Source organism: Nocardioides flavus (ex Wang et al. 2016), assembly GCF_014653115.1.
Lineage (GTDB): Bacteria > Actinomycetota > Actinomycetes > Propionibacteriales > Nocardioidaceae > Nocardioides > Nocardioides flavus.
Window position 1 is genome coordinate 79,741 of record NZ_BNAD01000007.1, and the last position, 20,792, is coordinate 100,532.

20 protein-coding genes are annotated in these 20,792 nt (G+C 70.3%); 11 read left to right on the forward strand and 9 right to left on the reverse strand.

Translation table 11 applies throughout. The features are described 5' to 3' along the window. Nucleotides 1-1,432: 1,432 nt before the first annotated feature. From IE200_RS13125 to IE200_RS13140, 4 genes are all read left to right on the forward strand, one after another. Complete coding sequence (locus tag IE200_RS13125; protein ID WP_191279934.1) at nucleotides 1,433-1,720, forward strand: SRPBCC family protein; 288 nt, start codon at nucleotides 1,433-1,435, stop codon at nucleotides 1,718-1,720. A 327-nt stretch (nucleotides 1,721-2,047) separates the two neighbouring features. After that, a complete protein-coding gene (locus IE200_RS13130; protein ID WP_191279935.1) occupies nucleotides 2,048-3,418 on the forward strand; it encodes an MFS transporter in 1,371 nt (456 codons plus the stop codon). 27 nt (nucleotides 3,419-3,445) lie between these two features. Continuing rightward, the gene (locus IE200_RS13135; protein WP_191279936.1) at nucleotides 3,446-3,871 is read left to right on the forward strand and encodes a carboxymuconolactone decarboxylase family protein; all 426 of its coding nucleotides are present in this window, start codon (nucleotides 3,446-3,448) and stop codon (nucleotides 3,869-3,871) included. Nucleotides 3,872-3,895: 24 nt separating this feature from the next. Further along, complete coding sequence (locus IE200_RS13140) at nucleotides 3,896-4,726, forward strand: NAD(P)-dependent oxidoreductase (RefSeq protein WP_191279937.1); 831 nt, start codon at nucleotides 3,896-3,898, stop codon at nucleotides 4,724-4,726. 42 nt (nucleotides 4,727-4,768) lie between these two features. On the opposite strand, the gene IE200_RS13145 is transcribed toward IE200_RS13140, so the two are convergent. Genes IE200_RS13145 through IE200_RS13170 form a run of 6 tightly spaced genes read right to left on the reverse strand, consistent with a single transcriptional unit; the run spans nucleotide 4,769 to nucleotide 11,067 of the window. After that, the gene (locus IE200_RS13145; RefSeq protein ID WP_191279938.1) at nucleotides 4,769-5,872 is read right to left on the reverse strand and encodes an alcohol dehydrogenase catalytic domain-containing protein; all 1,104 of its coding nucleotides are present in this window, start codon (nucleotides 5,870-5,872) and stop codon (nucleotides 4,769-4,771) included. Between the two features lie 28 nt (nucleotides 5,873-5,900). After that, entirely contained in the window at nucleotides 5,901-6,743 is an 843-nt protein-coding gene (locus IE200_RS13150; protein ID WP_191279939.1) for a 3-hydroxyacyl-CoA dehydrogenase family protein, read from the reverse strand. Continuing rightward, nucleotides 6,740-7,477 carry an enoyl-CoA hydratase/isomerase family protein gene (locus IE200_RS13155; RefSeq protein ID WP_224275727.1) on the reverse strand — a complete coding sequence of 246 codons (738 nt, stop codon included), beginning with the start codon at nucleotides 7,475-7,477 and terminating at the stop codon, nucleotides 6,740-6,742. Before IE200_RS13155 ends, IE200_RS13150 begins: the two co-directional genes overlap by 4 nt. Next, nucleotides 7,474-8,637 carry a thiolase family protein gene (locus IE200_RS13160; protein ID WP_191279941.1) on the reverse strand — a complete coding sequence of 388 codons (1,164 nt, stop codon included), beginning with the start codon at nucleotides 8,635-8,637 and terminating at the stop codon, nucleotides 7,474-7,476. Before IE200_RS13160 ends, IE200_RS13155 begins: the two co-directional genes overlap by 4 nt. 46 nt (nucleotides 8,638-8,683) lie before the next feature. Then, the gene (locus IE200_RS13165) at nucleotides 8,684-9,892 is read right to left on the reverse strand and encodes a CaiB/BaiF CoA transferase family protein (RefSeq protein WP_191280010.1); all 1,209 of its coding nucleotides are present in this window, start codon (nucleotides 9,890-9,892) and stop codon (nucleotides 8,684-8,686) included. After that, entirely contained in the window at nucleotides 9,892-11,067 is a 1,176-nt protein-coding gene (locus tag IE200_RS13170) for an acyl-CoA dehydrogenase family protein (RefSeq protein ID WP_191279942.1), read from the reverse strand. The genes IE200_RS13165 and IE200_RS13170 overlap by 1 nt, the downstream gene beginning before the upstream one ends. A 71-nt stretch (nucleotides 11,068-11,138) precedes the next feature. On the opposite strand from IE200_RS13170, the gene IE200_RS13175 reads away from it, so the two are divergent. After that, nucleotides 11,139-12,092 carry a LysR substrate-binding domain-containing protein gene (locus IE200_RS13175; protein WP_191279943.1) on the forward strand — a complete coding sequence of 318 codons (954 nt, stop codon included), beginning with the start codon at nucleotides 11,139-11,141 and terminating at the stop codon, nucleotides 12,090-12,092. Here the strand turns inward: IE200_RS13175 and IE200_RS13180 are convergent. Continuing rightward, on the reverse strand, nucleotides 12,032-12,427 hold the full coding sequence (locus tag IE200_RS13180; RefSeq protein WP_191279944.1) for a helix-turn-helix domain-containing protein: 396 nt from the start codon (nucleotides 12,425-12,427) through the stop codon (nucleotides 12,032-12,034). The two genes, IE200_RS13175 and IE200_RS13180, sit on opposite strands and share 61 nt — an antisense overlap. Before the next feature lie 102 nt (nucleotides 12,428-12,529). Here IE200_RS13180 and IE200_RS13185 point away from each other — a divergent pair, with 102 nt between their 5' ends. Both IE200_RS13185 and IE200_RS13190 read left to right on the forward strand, forming a co-directional pair. Next, complete coding sequence (locus IE200_RS13185) at nucleotides 12,530-12,838, forward strand: hypothetical protein (RefSeq protein ID WP_191279945.1); 309 nt, start codon at nucleotides 12,530-12,532, stop codon at nucleotides 12,836-12,838. A 119-nt stretch (nucleotides 12,839-12,957) separates the two neighbouring features. Next, the gene (locus IE200_RS13190) at nucleotides 12,958-13,749 is read left to right on the forward strand and encodes an alpha/beta fold hydrolase (RefSeq protein ID WP_191279946.1); all 792 of its coding nucleotides are present in this window, start codon (nucleotides 12,958-12,960) and stop codon (nucleotides 13,747-13,749) included. 22 nt (nucleotides 13,750-13,771) lie between these two features. On the opposite strand, the gene IE200_RS13195 is transcribed toward IE200_RS13190, so the two are convergent. After that, nucleotides 13,772-15,571, reverse strand: a complete 1,800-nt coding sequence (locus tag IE200_RS13195; protein ID WP_191279947.1) for a sigma-54-dependent Fis family transcriptional regulator — start codon at nucleotides 15,569-15,571, stop codon at nucleotides 13,772-13,774. Nucleotides 15,572-15,836: 265 nt separating this feature from the next. Here IE200_RS13195 and IE200_RS13200 point away from each other — a divergent pair, with 265 nt between their 5' ends. Genes IE200_RS13200 through IE200_RS13210 form a run of 3 tightly spaced genes read left to right on the forward strand, consistent with a single transcriptional unit; the run spans nucleotide 15,837 to nucleotide 18,729 of the window. Next, entirely contained in the window at nucleotides 15,837-16,145 is a 309-nt protein-coding gene (locus IE200_RS13200) for a hypothetical protein (protein WP_191279948.1), read from the forward strand. Next, nucleotides 16,142-17,233, forward strand: coding sequence for an alpha/beta fold hydrolase (locus IE200_RS13205; RefSeq protein WP_224275729.1), 1,092 nt, complete (start codon nucleotides 16,142-16,144; stop codon nucleotides 17,231-17,233). The genes IE200_RS13200 and IE200_RS13205 overlap by 4 nt, the downstream gene beginning before the upstream one ends. Continuing rightward, nucleotides 17,230-18,729, forward strand: a complete 1,500-nt coding sequence (locus tag IE200_RS13210; RefSeq protein WP_191279949.1) for a long-chain-fatty-acid--CoA ligase — start codon at nucleotides 17,230-17,232, stop codon at nucleotides 18,727-18,729. The genes IE200_RS13205 and IE200_RS13210 overlap by 4 nt, the downstream gene beginning before the upstream one ends. Here IE200_RS13210 and IE200_RS13215 read toward each other — a convergent pair. Beyond that, entirely contained in the window at nucleotides 18,710-19,642 is a 933-nt protein-coding gene (locus IE200_RS13215) for an alpha/beta fold hydrolase (RefSeq protein ID WP_191279950.1), read from the reverse strand. The two genes, IE200_RS13210 and IE200_RS13215, sit on opposite strands and share 20 nt — an antisense overlap. Before the next feature lie 201 nt (nucleotides 19,643-19,843). On the opposite strand from IE200_RS13215, the gene IE200_RS13220 reads away from it, so the two are divergent. Continuing rightward, complete coding sequence (locus tag IE200_RS13220; protein WP_191279951.1) at nucleotides 19,844-20,758, forward strand: alpha/beta hydrolase; 915 nt, start codon at nucleotides 19,844-19,846, stop codon at nucleotides 20,756-20,758. The last annotated feature ends 34 nt before the right edge of the window (nucleotides 20,759-20,792 follow it).

Here is a 20,792-nt window from a genome sequence, read left to right on the forward strand (position 1 = left end):
GTCACTGCGGATGGCGGCTTCCCCGGCTGCGTCTATCTGGGCGCTGTGCAGTGCCTCCAGGTCACCTCAAACTGCGCGATGAAGGACACACACAACGAAGCCGGTGTGGACGTGACGGGTGGGCCACAATCCGACGGGCGTTGGGAGTCGACGTGCCGTCCATCGCTGCCCACGGTCCTGCTGATTCAGCATCACCGGTCTGACCTGCGTTCTTGTCGTTCGAGGGCTCTACCAGTTCGAGTCGGCGACAGGTCCGGTGCCTAGCCCAAGCGACGTCTTCATGTCCCCACTGTGAACGAGGAAGGCACCATTTTGCGCCCGCCCGAGGTTCGCCCGTCCCAGGACGGGCGGGGGAGGGTGCGCGGCGTTCGCGTCGACCGAAGGGGCGCCCGTCCTAACATGCCGATGTCAACCCGATGGATGCCGCGATCCTTGACAGGCCAGACGTTGTCGGACTCCAGCTCACGCTCGACCCGCGAACCGATGATCGTGCAGGCGAATTCTTGAGCGCCGAGCACGAGGGCCTTGAACGCTGACTGGCTTACGCACAGCATGGTCAAGCGCGCAGTCCCGAGACCGGTCCTGCAACCTCGAGCTGGCGGTCGTCGGGCCAGGCGAGGTCGGCGCGAGCACTCGTCCTGAACTGCCTGGAGGCAGAGACGATGTGGCGGTTGACCGGCTTGGCGAGGACAGGCCGCTCGGTGGACCGGGTTCAAGAGTTCGCCTTCATCCCGGGCGACCGCGCGTCGAGAATCACCGTCCTGTCCGTGACCGCAACGACTGCATGCACGCTGCATGGCACTGCACCCTCAGCCCTCTGCACGCACCTTGAGTCTTGAATCTCCACGCATCATGTAGGTGTCCAAGGCCCTCCCGCCCGTCCTCACCCCAATCCGACATACACCTCTTGCAGATCGAGGCGGGTTCTGTGGAATTGGCCTTGTGGACAATCAGTCGGAGGACAAACTGCGGACCGAGGTGTGCACCTGCATGCCAGGTGGTGTGTGCTGGTGGCCGTCTCGATTCGGGTGATGTTGGCGGGCGGGCGGTACGACTAGGTGCACAGAAGCATGACCGGGGGTGTCCGCGGCGATCGGCGGCGTTTCGCAAAAAGGCAAAAAACTCTGCTGGAGATGCAGGACGTGGGGTGAGAGGCGTGGTCGGGACGGCGAGCCGGCCGTGGATACGTTGCTCAATCGGCCAGCCCGGAGGGGGAGACCCTCGGGCCGCCCTCATGTGTCCGACCGCCGACCGTCGTCAGTGACTGAGGCGCTGACGGGACCTTCGGCTCTGCCCGCCCGGAGTGCGCGGAAGTACCGTTGACAGGAGGGAGCGCGGTGCCCCGGGTCGCAGTTCGTGGCCACGCGGGCGCTCCTGCGGATGACGGGATGTGTGTCATGGTCCAGGTCACGAGTGGGCACGAGGTGCGGCGATGACCCGCGTCGCAGGAGAGGTCACCATCGATGCGCCCGTCGATGAAGTCTTCGACCTGGTCGCCGACGAGCGGAACGAACCGAGGTACAACCCTCGGATCACCCGTGCCGAGAAGGTCAGCGCGGGACCGGTCGGCCCCGGCGCCCGGTTCGTGGCCGAGCCCAGGGGGACGGGCGCCAAGGGCGAGATGACGCTGACAATCGGGGAGTACGAGCGACCACGCCGTCTCCACAACCGCGTCATCTCGTCGTACATGTGGGTGGACGGCACGCTGACCTTCGAGTAGGTCGAGGGCGGGACGCGGCTCAGGTGGGACTGGGACATGCGTCTCGTCGGACCCATGCGGCTGCTCTCGCCGGTGCTGGCCCTGGTCGGGCCGACCTGGGAGCGTCGCAACTGGGTCGGCTTCAAGACGTACATGGAGTCGGGCAGTCGATAGCGCCCGCTGCGATGGCCACTGAGCCCTCCGGCTCGGGGTGTTCCACATCGGTACACGTAAGGCGGGGTCTCCCGCGCACCTAGTCGTCCACGTCACATTGCTCTCGGGGACAACGGCTCGCCGGGTCATGCGACCACACCATCCGAAACGGATCAGCCCAGGAGACGAGTCCCCATGAGTTCGACCACCACCCTTGACCAGGACATCCGCCGTCGACGCACGGTGAGGTGGGTCATCTCCCTCGCGACCGTCGGCATGGTCTTCGACGGCTACGACCTCGTCATCTACGGCGCGGTCCTGTCCACCTTCCTCGGAGACTCCAGCCACATCGGCGAGGTGACACCCACGCTCGCCGGGACACTCGGCAGCTATGCGCTGCTGGGCATGATGGCCGGCGCCCTGATGGCGGGCGCGGTCGGCGACCGCATCGGTCGCCGCAAGGTGATGCTCATCGCGTACGCCTGGTTCTCGGTCGGCATGTTCGTCACGGCGCTGATGACGACGACGACGTCCTTCGGTGTGCTCCGGTTCCTCACCGGTCTCGGGATCGGCGCTCTTATCGGCACCACCGCCACGTTGGTCACCGAGATCGCGCCGCCCGGCAGGAAGAACCTCGCCAGTGCGATCAGCTATGCGGGCGTGCCGCTGGGAAGCCTCCTCGGAGCGCTGCTGACCATGCTGTTCCTCGAGGCCATCGGCTGGCGGGCACTCTTCATGGTGGGTGCGCTTCCGCTGGTGACCCTGCTGCCCCTGGCGATCCTCAAGATGCCGGAGTCCGTGCAGTGGCTGGTCGCCCGTGGCGAGCTCGAGAAGGCTCGAGAGGTCTCCGAACGGACCGGGATCCCGATGCCTGCTCCGCGAGCCGAAGCTGAAGACGCCCCCCGCGTCGGGTTCGCCGGGCTCTTCAGTCCCGGATTCGTCCTGGCGACCGTGGTGGTCGGCCTGATGAGCGCGCTGGGCCAGTTCCTCAACTACTACCTCAACACCTGGCTGCCGGTCCTGATGGAGCAGGTGGGCTTCAACACCAGGGGCTCCCTGTCCTTCCTGCTCGTCCTGGCGGGTGGCGCCATCGTGGGAGCCCTGACCGGTGCTCGGTTCGCCGACCGCTTCGGGGCGCGTCCCGTGGTCGCGACGTGCTTCGTGATCGGGGCGGCCTTCATCGCGCTGATGTCCCTCGACCTGCCGCTCGGCGTACGCCTCGCATGCGTCGCCGTCGTCGGCTTCGGGACCACCGGCACGTCCATCCTGATCTACGGGCTGGTCGCCACCCAGTTCCCCACCCCCATGCGCGGGGCTGCCGTTGCCTGGGCTGCTGGTTTCGGCCGACTGGGCGGGGTGAGCGGGCCGCTCCTCGGTGGGCTCTTCCTCGCCGCGGGCGTCGGCGTCAGCTCGGTCTTCTACGTCCTCGCCGGCCTCGCCCTCGTGGGCGCCGTGCTGAGCGTCCTGGTGCCCCGTGCGCACTCCGCGTCGGACACCCCCGTCGGTACGTCTGCCCCCGAGCCGTCTCCACGTCGCGCTCTCGCCGGCGCACCGAGCGACCGCTGATCGCCCCGCAACCACCAGGAGAGAACCATGACCGACACCAACCCCACCACCGACCGGTACCAGCGCGGCCTGGACCGCATGATGGAGCTCGTTTCGCCCGAGCACGCCGGGTCGTACGACCACGCCAAGCTGGTCGACTCCTACCAGAGCATCGACGAGCACCTCGCCGACTACATCGTCTCCTTCGCCTTCGGCGACATCTACTCGCGTGACTCCCTGACACAGCAGGAGCAGACCCTCGTGACGATCTCGATGCTCGCTGCCCTGGGCATCGAGCCACAGCTGAAGCTGCACATCAGCGTCGGCTTCAACGTCGGACTCACCCAGCAGCAGATCGTCGGTGCGCTCATCCACGGAATCCCCTACATCGGGTTCCCCCGCGTCCTCAACGGCCTGACGCTGCTGCAGCAGGTCATGGCCGAACGGACCGCGAGCGACTCCTCCGCCAGCTGACCCCCCACCACGAAAGAGCAGACGATGAGCAAGCGCATCGGGTTCGTAGGACTCGGAACCATGGGGCTCCCCATGGCCGTCAATCTCAACAGGGCCGGTTTCGAGGTGATCGGCTACGACGCCTTCGAGGGCAGCCGCGACAAGGCACGTGCCGCCGGCATCACCATTGCCTCGACGGTCGCCGAAGTGGCCGAGAAGGCGGACGAGGCGATCGTGTCGATGGTGCGCGACCACGCCCAGAACGTCGACGTCATCCTGGGGGAGGACGGACTCCTGTCCGCCGACCCTCAGGGCATGACGATCATCGTGATGAGCACGCTCGACCCCGACTCGATGAACGAGCTCGGTCAGCGAGTCGAGGATGCCGGAGACGTGCGGCTCATCGCCGCTGCCGTGTCCGGAGGTGCCACCGGTGCCGAGGCGGGCACGCTGTCGATCATGGCCTCCGGTCCCCGGGACAGGGTGGACGCCGCGCGTCCGTACTTCGACGCCGTCGGGTCACAGACGTTCTACTACGGCGACAAGCCGGGCAACAGCCAGGCCGCCAAGCTGGTCAACAACCTCGTGCTGGGCATCACGATGAACGCCGTGGCCGAGGGCCTCAAGCTGGGAGCGCACTACAACCTCCCGGGGTCCGAGCTGTTGAGCCTCTTCGAGGTGTCGACCGGCGACAGCTGGGTGGCCCGCAACTGGGACTCGGTCTCCCAGTGGACCGCCGACACCGCTCTGGCGGTGCTGCTCAAGGACCTCAAGGCCGCCCACCTCAAGGGTCTCGAGCACGGGATCCCGCTGCCGTTCAACGCGCTCTCCTCCACCCTGCTGTTCAGCTCGTGGGAGCAGGACCCGGGCGCCTAGTGGATCTCCTGGACGGGCGGCCACTGCACGCCGCTCCGGTCCTCACAGCTCGATGATCTGTCGCAGGGCCGTGCCGGCAGCCAGCTCGTCCATGGCACGGTTGATGTCGTCGAGTCCTATGCGGGACGAGACCAGTGCCTCGACCGGGAGCCGACCCTCCCGCCACCACTGTGCGAAGACCGGGATGTCCCGGGCAGGCACGGCGGACCCGAGGTAGCTGCCGATCACCGTGCGAGCCTCGGCCACCAGGAGCAGGGGAGAGACCCCTGCGACAGCGTCGGGGGGTGGCAGGCCCACGGTGACCGTACGGCCTCCCGGGGCGGTGGCGGCGACCGCCGACTCGAACGCCCGGGCGTTGCCGGCCGCCTCGACGACGACGTCGCACCTCACTCCGCTCGAGGCGAGCTCGCCCGGATCGAGCACGGTGGTCGCTCCCAGCTCCCTCGCGTGGTCGCGCTTGGCGGCGACACCGTCCACCGCGACGACGTCGCCGCGGCCGAGCGCGAGGGCGGTGAGCAGCGCCGCCATGCCCACGCCGCCGAGCCCGACGACCATGACGCTCTGCCCGGGACCGGGTGGTGCGGCATTGAGCAAAGCGCCGCCACCCGTGAGCACGGCGCACCCGAGAACGGCAGCGACGTCGGGCGGCACGTCGTCCTCGACGGCGACGACCGAGCGGGTGTCCACCACCGCGTGGGTGGCGAAGGCCGACACTCCGAGATGGTGGTACACCGGGGCGCCGTCCCGGCTCAGTCGGCGCCCTCCTCCGAGCAGCTCGCCGGCCATGTTGCTGGCCGAGCCGGGGAGGCATGGCAGGCGGCCGCCGGTTGCGCAGGCCGCGCACTCCCCGCAGCGGGGGAGGAAGGTCATGACGACCTGCTGGTCCACCGCGAGGTCGGACACGCCGGGGCCGTGGGCGACGACCCGTCCGCTGGCCTCGTGGCCCAGCAGCATCGGGACGGGGCGGACCCGGTCGCCGTTGACCACGGACAGGTCGGAGTGGCACACCCCGGCAGCCGTGATCCGGACGAGGACCTCGCCCGCACCCGGTTCCTCGAGGTCGAGCTCACCCACCGTCAACGGACGGGTCTCGGCCCACGGTCCGGCTCGGCCGACCTCCTCGAGAACTGCACCGGTGATCCTCATGGGTGGACACTCCTCGTCGTCGGCGCTGTCACCAGCTGTAGAACCCCTGCCCGGACTTGCGACCGAGGTGACCTGCCGCGACCAGGTCTCGCAGCACGGCAGGTGGGTCGAACCGTTCGCCCACCTCCTGGGCAAGATGCTCGGCGATCGCGAGCCGTACGTCGAGGCCGACGAGGTCGGTGGTCCGCAGCGGACCGACCGGATGCTTGTAGCCGAGCTCCATGGCGGTGTCGATGTCCTCCGCCGTCGCGACGCCCTCCTCCAGCATCCGCATGGCCTCGAGCGCGATGGCGACACCGAGGCGGGACGAGGCGAAGCCGGGGGAGTCGGTCACCGTGATCGCGGTCTTGCCCAGGTCGCCGACCCAGGTGCCGGCCAGCTCGACGAGGTCGCTGCCGCTCTCGGCACCCACGACGATCTCGACGAGCCGGCTCGCCGGCACCGGGTTGAAGAAGTGCAGGCCGATGAACCGCTCGGGTCGGACCAGGGCTGCGGCGAGCTCGTCGACGGAGAGGCTGGAGGTGTTGGTGGCGATCCAGGCGTCCGGGGCCGCGGCCTCGATCGTGGCGAGCACCTGCTTCTTCAGGGACGTCTGCTCAGGGACCGCCTCCACGACGAGCCCGCAGCCCGCCAGGCCCGACGGGTCCGTGGCGACGGTCAGCCGCGCCAGGGTGGGACCGGCTTCCTCGCGCAGGTGTCCACGCTCGGCCGCGCGCGTCACGGACGACGCGACCCGCTCCTGCGCGGCCTGGGCGGCCTCGCTGGACGACTCGATGACGCTCACGTGGGCGCCTGCGACGAGGAAGGAGTGCGCGATGCCTGCGCCCATCCGGCCTCCGCCGTAGACGCCGACCTGGGTGGGGACGGTCATTTCTTGTTCCTCTCCAGGAACGCCGTCATGCGTGCCTGCTTCTCGTCGGTGTCGAACAGGACGGCCTGGGTGAGGTCGTCGATGTAGGGATGGGCGTCGCGCGGCGCGTGGAACGCGGCCTTGGTGAGGCGTACGGCGAGTCCGGCCTGACTCACGATGCGGTCGGCCCAGCGATGGCCGGCGTCGAGCAGGACGTCCGGCTCTGCGATCTCGTTGACCAGTCGGACGTTCAGCGCCTCCTCCGCCGTCAGCACCCGGCCTGCGAGCAGGACCTCCTTGGCCACGGCTTCCCCGACGAGCTCCTTCAGCCGCCAGGTGGCGCCGGCAGCGGCGAGGATGCCCAGTCCGGGCTCGGGGTTGCCGAGGCGTACGCGCGGAGTCGCGACCCGGAAGTCGCACGCGTAGGCGAGCTCGGCGCCGCCGCCCAGCGCGTAGCCGTCCAGCAGCCCGATGACTGGCATCGGCAGCCGGTGGATCCGGTCGAAGAGCGACGAGTTGATGCCCCGGAGCGCATCGTCCCGACGGCGCTCGAGCAGCTGGGCGATGTCCGCGCCGGCGGCGAAGTGGCCGCCCTTGCCGGCGAGCAGCAGCACGCGCGGCCTGGCCTCGAGCAGGTCGCACACGGCATGGAGTTCAGACACCATCTGGTGGTTGATCGCGTTCCGAACCTCTGGGCGTGCGAGGTGCACGACGACGCGGTCGGTCTGCTCCTCCACCTCGAGCGTGGCGGTCACGGCCGTTCCACCAGCAGCGCAGTGCCCTGCCCGACGCCGACGCACATCGTGGCGACACCGCGCCGTGCCTCGGTCCGCTCCATCCGTCCGAGGAGGGTGAGGAGGATGCGGGCGCCCGAGGCTCCCAGGGGATGGCCGAGAGCGATGGCTCCACCGTCGGCGTTGACGACCTCGGGGTCGAGCCCCAGGTCCCGGATGCACGCCAACGCCTGCGACGCGAACGCCTCGTTGAGCTCGACCGCGTCGAGGTCGGAGGTCGACCAGCCGACCCGTTCCAGCACCTTGCGGGTGGCGGGGACCGGGCCGATCCCCATGATCTCGGGGGCGACCCCGGCAGATGCCGACGCGACGACCCGGGCACGAGGCTGGAGGCCGTGCTTCTCGACGTACGCCTCGCTCGCGATCACCAGCGCCGCCGCTCCGTCGTTGAGCGAGCTCGAGTTGCCGGCGGTGACGACCCCGCCCGGGCCGTTGACGGGACGAAGGCGCGCGAGGCGCTCGAGGCTGGTGTCGCTGCGGGGACCCTCGTCGGTGTCGACCTCGCCCACTGCGACGATCTCGTCGACGAAGTGACCGCTCTCGATCGCCCGGACCGCGCGTCGGTGGGACTCGAGGGCGAACTCGTCGAGCTCGTCCCTCGTGAGTCCCCACTTCGTGGCCACCCGCTCGGCGGTCTCGGGCATCGACAACGTCGTGCTGGGTCCGAAGCGCGGGTTCGGGAAGCGCCACCCGATCGAGGTGTCGAAGCTCGCGCCGGGCTTCGCCCAGGCCTTGGCCGGCTTCTCCGTCACCCACGGCGCCCGGGTCATCGACTCGACCCCGCCGGCCACGACGAGGTCTGCGTCCCCGGCGGCGATCATCGTCCGCGCGGTGGCCACCGCGGTCAGCCCCGAGGCGCACAGCCGGTTGACCGTGTGACCGGGGACGGAGTCGGGGAGCCCTGCCAGGAGGGCGGCCATGCGAGCGACGTTGCGATTGTCCTCGCCAGCCTGGTTGGCCGCGCCGAGGACGACCTCGTCGACGTGCGCAGGGTCCACCCCCGCACGAGTCACGGCCTCGCCCAGCGCCAGGGCGGCGAGGTCGTCGGGTCGCGTGCCGGCCAGGGCGCCGCCGTACCGTCCGATCGGTGTCCGGGCACCGGCAACGATGAATGCTTCCATGGGGATGTCTCCTCGACGGGTAGGGCTCGGGGTGGGGGTGGTCGCCTTACGCGACCCCGACGGCGCTGCCGTCGGGCTGGGACGCGGTGCCGCGGCGGAGGATCGCCTCCGCCTCAGACCGGTCGAGACCGGCTTCGAGGAGCAGGGCACGCGTGTGCTCGCCCAGGGCCGGGACCGCACCCATGGCGGCCTCCACGTCCTCGAAGGTGGCGGGGGGCAGCAGCGCCGACGTCGTCCCGCCCTCGATGTCGATGCTGCGCCAACGGTCGCGCGCCCTCAGCTGCTCGTGGGCGACGACGTGCCCCATCGACTTGATCTGGGCGGCCGGGATGCCGGCCGTGGCCAGGCGTTCGTCCAGCTGCTGGGTCGTCCAGATTCGGGTGCGCGCCGCGACCTCCTCGTCGCACTCCGTGCGATGGGCCACCCGTGCGACGTTGGTGGCGAAGCGGGGGTCGTCGGCCAGCTCGGCCGCGTCCAGCACCCGGGTGACCAGCGCGCGCCAGCCGCTGTCGTTCTGCACCCCGATGAGGATCTCGCCGTCCGTGGTCGGGAACCTGTCGTACGGCGCGATCGCGCTGTGCCCCACGCCCATGCGCGCGGGCGCGGTCCCCGTGTGGAGCTGCGTGTAGAGGGCGTGGCCCATCCACTCGACGGTGGCCTCCAGCATCGAGACGTCGATGGTGGCGCCGTCGCCGGTCCGGTAGCGGCGGAGGAGTGCCGCGACGACCGCCTGGCTGAGGTACATCCCCGACGCGATGTCGGCGGTGGGGATGCCAGTCTTCACCGGGTCGTCGGGCGTGCCGGTGATCGAGATCAGGCCGGCCTCGGCCTGGATGAGCATGTCGTAGGCCTTGCGCTGCTCCAACGGGCCGCCGGCGCCGTAGCCCGACAGGTTCGCCACGACCAGCTCGGGCTTCTCCGAGCGAAGCTCGGCGGCGCCGAGCCCGAGTCGCACAGCCGCACCGGGCGCGAGGTTCTGGACGAAGACGTCGGCGTCCAGCACGAGCCGCTTGACCACCGCTCGGCCCTCGTCGGTCTTGAGGTCGATCGCGATCGACTCCTTGCCCCGGTTGAGCCAGACGAAGTGGGCGCCCGTGCCGTGCACGACATGGTCGTAGCCGCGCGCGAGGTCGCCGCCGTCGACGCGCTCGACCTTGATGACCCGGGCGCCGAGGTCCGCAAGGTTGCGGGTGGCGAGCGGGGCGGCGACGGCCTGCTCGAGCGCGACGACGGTGACCCCGTCCAGCGGGAGCATCACGTCGTCTTCCGGGCGGCCCGGACCAGGCCGCCACCGACGATGAGGCGCTGGATCTCGCTGGTGCCCTCGTACAGCCGCAACAGGCGGACGTCGCGGTAGATGCGCTCGACCGGCACTTCCCTCATGTAGCCGGAGCCGCCGTGCACCTGCACGGCCAGGTCGGCCACCTCGCCCACCATCTCGGTGCAGAACAGCTTGGCGGCCGACGGGCCGATGCGGCGGTCCTCGCCCGTCACGTAGGCCCGGGCGGCTTCTCGGACCATCCCGCGACCGGCCAGGACGCCGGCCTGCTGGTCGGCGAGCATCGCCTGTATGAGCTGGAAGTCACCGATAGCCCTACCTCCCTGCGTCGCCGTCGCGGCGTACGACACCGACTCGTCGAGGGCGCGCTGCGCGGTGCCGACGGACAGCGCTGCGATGTGGATGCGTCCACGGGCCAGGGACGTCATCGCCGCGCGGTAGCCGACGTCACCGTCGCCGCCGACGAGGGCGTCGCTGCCGACGCGCACCCTGTCGAAGGTGACCTCCGCCGTGCGTGATCCCTCCTGGCCCATCTTGGCGTCCTTGACACCGACCTCGACACCGGGAGTGTCCGCGGGGACGAGGAAGACCGCGATGCCGGTGCTCGACTCGGTGGCCGGTGCGGTGCGGGCGAACACGACGAACAGGCCGGCCTCGGTGGCATTGGTGATGAACTGCTTCGTTCCCTCGATCACCCAGTCGTCACCGTCCGGAGTGGCGGTCGTGCGAAGGCCGGAGGGGTTCGAGCCTGCGCCGACCTCGGTGAGCGCAAAGGACGCGACGACCTCGCCGGATGCGATTCCGGGCAGCCACCGGTCCTGCTGCTCCTCCGTGCCGAACCCGACGAGCACCTGCCCGGCGATGCCGTTGTTGGTGCCGAACATGGAGCGGAACGACAGGGAGGTGTAGCCCAGCGCCATCGCAACCTCGACGTCCTGGACCAGGTCGAGCCCGAGTCCGCCCCACTTCTCGGGGATCGCGTAACCGAACAGTCCCATCTCCGCGGCCTGGTGACGCAGGTCGTCGGGGATGGCGTCGGTCGACATGATCTCGATCTCGCGCGGGACAACCCGCTCGCGGACGAACTCACTGATCTGCTTGAGCACGTCAGTGAAGACGTCGTCGGGGACCTCGGGGTTTCCGGTGTACATGGACACGACTATGGACGGTTGATTGTTGCTCGTCCAATACTTCATATCTACTTCGGTGATACCGTGACGCTATGGATGCGTCCCAGGTCCGCGCCTTCCTCGCCGTGGCCGAGGAGTTGCACTTCAGGAGGGCTGCCGAACGGCTCCACATGGCCCAGCCGCCCCTCACCCGCACCATCAAGCAGCTCGAGCGGGAGCTCGGCACCACGCTGTTCGACCGCAACACGCGGTCGGTCTCCCTGACGCCAGCGGGTCAGGCGATGCTCGAGCCCGCGCGTGAGGTGCTGGAGGCGCTCCGACGAACGACCGAGGCCGCCCGCTCGGCCGAGCGCGGGGAGGTCGGGCTCGTCCGGGTCGCGTTCGCCGGGGTGTCGACCCACCCGCTGGTCGCCACCCTCGCCCGCCGTGTCCGCTCGGAACGCCCGGGGATCGAGCTCGAGCTGTCGAGTCAGAACTTTGCGCTGCCAGCCATCCAGAAGCTGGCCACTCGGGAGACGGACATCGCGCTGGGCCGCTGGGACGTCCTCCCCGACGGCATCGACTCCCGGGTGGTGATGGGCGACAGGCTGGTGCTCGCCGTCCCGGCCACCCACCGGCTCGCCGACCAGGAGGAGGTCCACTTCGCCGAGCTGCGGGGCGAGCGCCTGGTCACGCTCCCTCCCGACGAGGGATCCGTGCTCACGGATCGCCTACGTCGGCTGGCCGAGGCGCAGCGGTTCGTGCCCCAGGTGGTACAGGTGGCTCCGGACACGCAGACCGCGCTCGCGCTGGTCAGTGCCGAGGTGGGCTGCTCGCTCACCCTGTCGTCCGTGGCGGCGAACCAGGGCGATCCGCACGTCACGTTCGTCCCCGTCGCGGCGAGCGAGGGGGGAGGACTTCCCGACGTCCATCTCCGCGCCGCGTGGCGGGCGGACGAGCGCAGCCCCGCCGTACGCGCGGTGCTCGACGCCCTGCTGGAGGTCGATCAGGTGGACGAGCCCTCTGTGCCTCCGGCATCGCCGTCGTCCGGGAGCAAGGTGCGGTAGACCGCCAGCAGTGTCTGCTTGGCCTGCTGGGACAGGCGCGGATCCGCCTTGATGGCGGCCTCCACCCCCGACGCCGCACCGCCGTCCTCGCTGGCGACCGCGTCGAGCAGGCCGGCCTGGGTGAGCAGCGACTCCGCCGAGATGTTCAGGGCTCGCGCGATCGATCGCAGCACGCGCACGGACGGCTGGTGCATGCCGCGCTCGATCTGGCTCAGGTAGGGGTTGGAGACCTCTGCGAGCTCGGCCATCTGGCGCAGCGACAGGTCGGCCAGCTGCCTCTGGGTCTTGATGTAGTGGCCCAGTGCCTCGAGCTGCGGAGTCCATCGATCTGCCATGTGTGAACTATACCGAGCACGTGCGTACTAGTTGACGCATTGAGCGAGTGCTGCATATAGTTTGCAAAGTCGTCCCCATCGATCTCACAGAGGAGCAAGCAGATGACACAGGCACAGGAGTACGTCCAGAAGGTCACCGACCAGGTGCTCGACGGCGTGCGCACCGCGCAGGCCGCGACCCTCAGCACCGTCGGCTTCTGGGCGCAGGCGACCCAGTCGCTGACCCCGAAGGCCTCGCGGCCGGGCGTTGCCGCCTGGTCGGAGCGGCTCCCGCAGCCCTCGGCGCTGGTGGACGACGTCTACAACGCCTTCGAGAAGGTGATCGCCAACCAGCGCGAGTTCGGGCACCAGCTGCTCGCTGCTGCGCAGCCGGTCGTCGAGGCTGCCCCGGCGGCCAAGAAGAAGGCGTAGCACCGAGCCCACGGCCGAGGTGGCGCCCGCAGAGGAGCGCCACCTCGGCCGTTCCATGTCGTCGTCGAGTGTGCCGAGCGGTCTTCGCGGACGCCCGGGCGAGAAAGCGGGTGCAGGACGTGAACGGTCGGGCAGACGAGGTACGCGAGATCACGGTCTCCGGCCGGGTGGTGAAGGTGTCGGTGCAGACGGCCCGCGGATCGGTGCCGGTGCTCATGTGCCACGGGGTCGGGCTGGACCAGGCGCGATGGGGGGAGTTTCGAGAGCTGATCCCTCGGACCACGATCGCCTTCGACGTCGAGCCCGAGCACCTCGGACGTTGGCCGTCGATACCGACCTACGCCCGGTTCGTGAGCCGCGTGATGGACGAGCTGGGCGTCCGACGGTTCGACGTGGTCGGACTGTCCTGGGGCGGCATCACCGCACAGCAGCTGGCGCTGACCCATCCCCGGCGCGTGCGCCGGGTCGTGCTGGCGGGCACCAGCCCGGGGTTCCTCGCGCTCCCCGTCGCTCCCGCGACGGTCGCGAGCTTCTGGCGCCCCGACCGCAGCGAGGCGAACCGTGACACCCTCGTCCGACGCGTCTACGGCGGGGACTTCGTGGCACGTCCCGAGCTGTTGTCGCGACTGGGCCTGGTCCGCAAGGTGGACGCGGGCGCCTACCGCCGACAGCTCCTGGCGCTCCTCGGCTGGACCAGCGTGCCCTTCCTCCCGCTGCTGGGCCAACCGACCCTGATCATGCACGGCGACGACGACCCGGTCTTCTCGGTCCACAACGCGCGCCTGATGCATGCGCTGACGCCCAGGTCCACCCTGGAGGTGATCCCGCGTGGCGGCCACATGTTCGTGCTGTCCCGGCCCGAGTCGACCGCACGGAGGGTGACGGACTTCCTCGAGGCCGGCGACCGATAAGTCCCGACCCGCAGGGGCGAGGTCAGGAGAGCAGCGCCTCGTCGTCGATCCCGAGGGCGGTCAGCTTGCGGTAGAGCGTCGTACGACCGATCCCCAGCATGCTCGCCGCCTTCGACCGGTTGCCCCCGGCCTGGCGCAGGGCGGCGACGATCTCGCTCCTCTCGGCGGCCTCGATCCGGGTCAGGGACCGGCGGTTCGCGGCGTCCCACATGCGTTCGGGCAGGTGGTAAGGGCTGACCACCTTGCCCGGCAGCTCGGCGGCCAGGCCCAGCAGGGCCTGGCGCAGCTCGGCCACGTTGCCCGGCCAGCTCCAACGCATCAGGACCTGCATCGTTGCCGCCGAGATCACTGGTCGCCGGGCGAGCTCGATCTCTGCCAGCAGGGCCTGGACGATCGACGAGAGCTCCTGACCCCTGCTCGCCAGCGCCGGAACCTCGACACCGACCGCGACCTGCGACAGCACCTGCAGGGCCGGCGCCGAGCACCTGGTGAGGTCAGCGGTGAGCACGAGCCGTCCGGGGCTCGCGCTGTCGGCCAACGTCTTGAGCGTGCCGACCAGGCTGACGTCCATGTCCTCGAGTCGCCGAAGCACGACCGTTCCGCCCTCGGCAAGAGCGGCGCTCGCCTGGCGTCGCCACCCGTCATGGCCGTCATGGCCGTCATGGCCGCCGAGGGCGCCGGCGTCGAGGACGAGCAGCGCGTCGTGGCCCTCGGCGCGCAACCACTCCCGCACGACGTACCACTTGCCGGACCCGCTGGGCCCGGTCACCGCGAGCGCGCCCGACGAACGGGCCGCCGTACGTTGCAGGTTGACCACATACGGGTCGCGCACCGGTGTCGACCGCGCCGGCCTGCCAGTCGGCCGGGCCTGCTTGCGGTCGAGGATCTCCACGGCGAACGCGGCGTCGTCGGTGTCGTCGAGGCGGTGCGCGAGCACCCGGGCGTGGAGGGACTGGAGGTCGAGCTCCAGCTCCTGTGGCCCCCGGTCCCAGTTACGCGCCAGGAGGGAGTCCCACAGCCGCGCGTGCATCTCGACGTTGAGGAAGGACAGGCCGGTGACGTTGGTCATCACAGTGTCGCTGTTGAGCACGATCACCGGGCCCTTGGCCCGGAGGCGCTGGTAGCTGTGCCCGAGCATGAGCTCGCGCCTGCCGACGGTGGCGCTGAGGTTGTCGACGATCTGCTGGGCGCCCTGACGGGTCATCGCGAGCATCATCATCTCGGCCGCGTCGACGGGCGCGGCCAGGGACAGCGACCCGATGACCCGACCGGTGACGGGGTGGCGGATCCCGACGCCCGCGCACGCGAGTGTCTCCAGTGCCTCGTTGAAGTGCTCGGCGCCGCGCACGAAGACGGCGGTCCCGTCGTGGATGGGGGTGCCGAGCCCGTTGGTCCCGATGGTCTCCTCGGAGAAGTCGAAACCCTCCGCAGCGTTCGCCCGGTCGAACCGGTCCTGCTCGGTACCGCCGGCGACGCGGCGCTCCACGATCTGTCCCGACCGGTCGGCCAGGAAGATGGCCGTGCCCATGTCCTGCAGTGTCTCTGCCAGCCGGTCCAGGACGGGCCGGGCTGCGCGCGAGAGCTCGCTGTCCGCGTCGAACTCGTTGACGAACTGGAACGCCCCGGTGGTGCGGGTGGCCCCGGCGCTGATGGATCGACGCCAGCTGCGGTCGATCTCGTCGGGGACCCTGAGCGGCTGCGAGTCCACGCTGTGCAGCAGGCCCAAGGAGATCAGGGTCTCCTTCGCGGAGCGGACCAGCGCGTCGTCGACCCGCGCATGACCGACGGGTGTCACGGCGGACGACTCGTTGCGGCGGTTCACCTCATCAGTATGTAACGACGGTCACACCAGCGGGAGGGCTGACGCTGCATTCCTGATACCAATGCACCAAGGACTGTTGCACCTCAGGTATCGCGAGCGGCCGCGAGAAGCCGACCGCATGCGACGCGGACGCTGTACCAGATCGGAACACGACGGTGCCTCCGCGTCGCCCTAGGGTCGCTGCCACCCAGCACCGGAGACCGACGGCAACCCGCCGGTGGCGCCCGCGTGCGCTGATGTGGCCTGCACCCCGGAGGAAGCACCGATGACCCACACGCCCACCTGGCGCAGAACCTACGACGTCGCGGAACGGGTCGTCGCCCCCCATGCCGAGAGGTGGGTGCGCAGCGGCGAGTTCGCGAGGGCGACGGCGCTGGCGCTCGGTGTCCGGCGCACGGTAGGGCGCAGGCTGAGCGGGGTGACAGCCGCGGCGTGGCACCTCGTCAACCTGCCGGCGCAGACGGACGTCCAACGACTCCGGGTGCAGATCGGAGCCCTGGACCGGGACGTGCGGCGTCTCTCGTTGCAGCTCGAGCAGGCGAACCCCGGACGTGAGCGGAGCGGCGGACAGTGACGACGCACGACGCCACGGGCATCGCCGGACGGGCGAGCCAGAAGGTGGTCCGCGCCGGCCTGCGAGCGCGCAACGGGGCCCGAATGGCCACCGGGGCCGCACGTCCTGCCGTGGGACAGACCCCCAAGGACGTGGTCTGGCGCCACGGTCGCAGCGAGCTGTGGCGCTACCGCAGTGACGAGGGCGGCGATGGCGGCCCGGAGCCCCGGCCGCCGCTGCTGCTGGTGTTCAGCCTGTTCTCCCGCAGCTACATCCTCGACCTCCGGCCGGGCAACAGCTTCGTCGAGCGCCTGCTCGAGGCCGGCTTCGACGTCTACCTGCTCGACTGGGGCGTCCCCGACGAGCGCGACGCCGCGAACCGGCTCGAGGACTACGTCGACGACTACCTGCCCGCGGCGGTCGAGCGCGTGCGCGAGGTCTCGGGCGCGGACCGGGTCAACCTGCTCGGCTACTGCTTCGGCAGCGTGCTCGCACTGCTGTACGCGGCGCACCACCGCGACGCGCCGCTGCGCAGCCTGACGGTGATGACCACCCCCGTCGACCTCGACCACCTGGGCCCCTTCGGCAACCTCACCACCCAGGGCCGCCTGGACGTGGACTCGCTGCTCGACGCCGACGGCAACGTCCCCCCGCAGGTCATCTACCAGGGGTTCCGGTCCTTGAAGCCGACGGCAGCGGTCACCCAGTACGTCGACCTGTGGCAAGGACTGTGGAGCGACGACTACGTGGCGTCCTACCAGGCCCTGATCGGCTGGGCCCAGGACCACGTGCCCCTGCCCGGCGGGGTCGCGCGCCAGCTGGCGGGGATGCTCGACGACAACGCGATCGTCAACGATCGGCTCGTCATCGGCGGCGACCGGGTGCACCTCTCCGACATCACCGTGCCGTTCCTCACCGTGCTCGCCAACCAGGACCACATCGTCCCGGAGGCCTCCGCCGCCCCGCTGCTCGACCTGGTCGGCTCGGCGGACAAGCACGAGCTAAGGCTGGACGGCGGCCACGTCGGGCTGCTGGTGGGACGGACCGCGGCCCGGACCACCATCCCCACGATCATCGAGTTCCTGCTCGAGAAAGGTGGTCGGAGATGACCAACCTCGTCAGCATCCTCACCACTTCAGCGGATCGCCACGGCCATCGTCCGGCGATCCGGCTCGACGACGTGGTGCTCAGCCACGCCGAGCTCGACGACCTCAGCGCCCGCGCCGCGGGCTGGCTGCGCGGGAGTGGGGTCGAGCCCGGCGACCGCGTCGGGCTCATGCTGCCCAACATCGTGCCGTTCGCGGTCCTCTACTACGCAGTGCTGCGTGCCGGAGCGATCGTCGTCCCGATGAACCCGCTGCTCAAGGCGAGGGAGGTCGAGCACCACCTGCGGGACTCCGGTGCCCGGCTGGTGCTCGTGTCCACCCAGGCCGCTCCCGAGGCGCAGGCCGCTGCGAGGGGGACCGGCGCGGAGGTCGTGGTGGCGGACGACGGCCTCGTGGCCGGCCTGGGTGACCTCGACGCCGACCTCGCGCCGGTGGCGCGGGCTGACGACGACACCGCGGTGATCCTCTACACCTCCGGCACCACCGGCTCGCCCAAGGGCGCCCAGCTCACGCACGCCAACCTGCGCCTCAACGCGCTCGGGTTCGGCGGACTCATCGGCCTGACCGAGCAGGACGTGGTGATGGGCAGCCTGCCGCTGTTCCACGCGTTCGGGCAGAGCAACTGCCTCAACGCGTCCGTCGCGGTCGGGGCCTGCTTGACCCTGGTGCCACGCTTCGAGGCCGAAGCGGCACTGCGGCTCGTCGAGCGCGACCGGGTGACCGTCTTCGCCGGTGTACCGACGATGTACGTCACCATGCTCCAGGCGGGCGCCGAGGGCGCGGACACGTCCAGCCTCCGGGTCTGCGTCTCCGGTGGCGCCTCGTTGCCGGTGGAGGTGCTGCGCGGCGTCGAGGAGACGTTCGGGGCGCCGATCCTGGAGGGCTACGGCCTGTCCGAGACCTCGCCCACCGCCACGTTCAACCGCCCGGGCCGGGCGAAGGTCGGTTCGATCGGGATCCCGATCGACGGCGTCGAGGTGAGGCTCGTGGACCGCAACGGCGACGAGGTGGGCCCCGGTGAGGTCGGGGAGATCGTGATCCGCGGCCACAACGTGATGAAGGGCTACTGGGGCAGGCCCCGCGCCACTGCGGACGCCGTCGTCGACGGATGGTTCCACAGCGGCGACCTGGCCACCCGCGACGAGGACGGCTTCTACTACGTCGTCGACCGCAAGAAGGACCTGATCATCCGCGGTGGCTTCAACGTCTACCCGCGCGAGATCGAGGAGGTCCTGTACGCCCATCCAGCAGTCCTCGAGGCCGCGGTCGTCGGCGTGCCGCACCCCACCCTCGGCGAGGAGGTCGCCGCGGCCGTCACGCTGCGCCCGGCGTACGTCGTCAGTGCCGAGGAGCTCCGCGACCACGTGAAGGCCCGGGTGGCGGCGTACAAGTATCCGCGCCACGTCTGGGTGATGGAGGCGCTGCCCAAGGGGCCCACCGGGAAGATCCTCAAGCGGGACATCCACGCCCCGGAGGCCGTCACCGCGTCGGCGGGCTGACCCCCTCGCGGGTCTCCTCGGCGGCCCTGGCGTGGGCGACGATCTCGTCGACGAGCTGCGCCCACAGCGGCTCGGGCAGGTTGTGCCCCATCCCCGCGACCACGACGAGCCGCGCACCCGGGACCGCGTCCGCGGTCGCCCGTCCGCCGTCCACCTGGACCAGTGGGTCGTCCTCACCGTGGATGACCAGGGTCGGGACGTCGAGCGCGCGGAGGCCGGGCGTACGGTCCGGTGACACCACGATCGCGGCGAACTGCCGCGCCACGCCAGCAGCGTCGTGGCCGCGTGCGAAGGCCCGGCGCGCCACCTCCGCGAGGCGAACCTCGTCCAGTGGGTAGCCGGGGGAGCCGATCACCCGGTAGACGTCGAGCGCCCGCTCCGCGGCAGTGTCCGCGTCCGTCGGCGGCGGGAGAAAGAGTGCCGCCATCGCCTCGGGCCGGGCCGCGCCGACGTCGCGGGACGTGGTGGACATGATCGAGGTCAGGCTGCGGACACGGTGAGCGTGCCCGATGGCGAGCTGCTGGGCGATCATCCCGCCCATGGAGGCGCCGACGACGTGCGCAGAGTCCAGGCCGAGGGCATCGAGGAGCCCGTCGACGTCGCGGGCCATGTCGAGCAGGGTGTACGGCGGGGGAGCGGCGGTCGGATCGCCGCTCACCAGGGCGCCCAGGTCGGGGACGCCGGCGTCGGCGAGATGGGTGGACAGCCCGACGTCCCGGTTGTCGAACCGGATGACGTGGAACCCGTGGTCCGCGAGCCGGGCACAGAACCGTTCGTCCCAGCCCAGCATCTGCGTGGCCAGGCCCATCACGAGCAGGAGGGGCGGGTCGGCGCGGTCGCCGAAGCACTCGTAGGCGATCTTGACGTCGCCGACGGTCACCTGCTTCACCTGGTCGGTCGTGGGGTCGGTCATGGGGTCGCTCCTCGGGTCGGTGGTCCCGCGAGCCTCTCCCGCGACGGGTCCGAGTGAGGTGTTCCACATCGGAACAGGTTGTGCCCTTCGGACGAACCTAGTGTCGCTGATCACACCAGCACTGGGGATGGCGGGAAGCCCGCCGGCCGCGACAGACAGCACGTGGCCAAGACCCAGCCCATCCTAGGAAGAAGAAGTGACATGAGTGATCAGCAGTCCGTCGTCGGAGTCGAGCAGGACCCCCTGAAGGAGCTGTACGCCGACTGGTCCGAGATCCTCGGGACCGCCGAGAACCTCACCATCCGCCTGTTCCGCAGCATCTTCGACGAGTGGCACCAGCCCACCGCCGAGCCCACCGACGTGACGTACGCCGAGGGCACCGTCGGCGGCGTGCCGGGCATCTGGTGCTACCCCGAGGGCGCCGACAGCTCCAAGGTGCTCCTCTACACGCACGGTGGCGGGTTCGCCGTCGGTTCGGCCTCCAGCCACCGCAAGCTCGCCGGCCACTTCGCCAAGGCGCTCGGCGTGACCTCCTTCGTCCTCGACTACCGCCGCGCTCCCGAGCACCCGCACCCGGCCGGCCTCGAGGACGCCGTCTCCGTGTTCGAGGCGTTGGTCGAGAGCGGCATCGCGCCCGAGGACGTCACCACCATCGGCGACTCGGCCGGCGGCAACCTCGCCGTCGCCGCGGCCCTGTCCCTCAAGGAGCAGGGCAAGCCGCTCCCCGGCGCTGTCATCGCGTTGTCCCCGTGGCTCGACATGGAGAACAAGGGCGAGACCCTGGTCACCAACGACGCCACCGACGCACTCATCACGGTCGGGCTCCTCGAGGGCATGATCGCCGGCGTCCTCGGCGACCGGACCAGCCCCTCTGCGCCCCTGGCCAACCCGCTGTACGGCGACTACACCGGCTTCCCGCGGCTCTACATCACCGCAGGTGGCGCGGAGTCCCTGCTCGACAACGCCACCCGGCTCAACGACCTGGCCACAGACGCCGGCGTCGACGTGACCCTGTCCGTCGTGGACGGCCAGCAGCACGTGTTCCCGTTCAACGCCGGCCACACCGCCGCCGCGGACGACCAGATCGCTGCCATCGCGAAGTGGTTCGCCGGCTGATCAGCCGGACACCCCTGCGCTCCCCACCCACAGA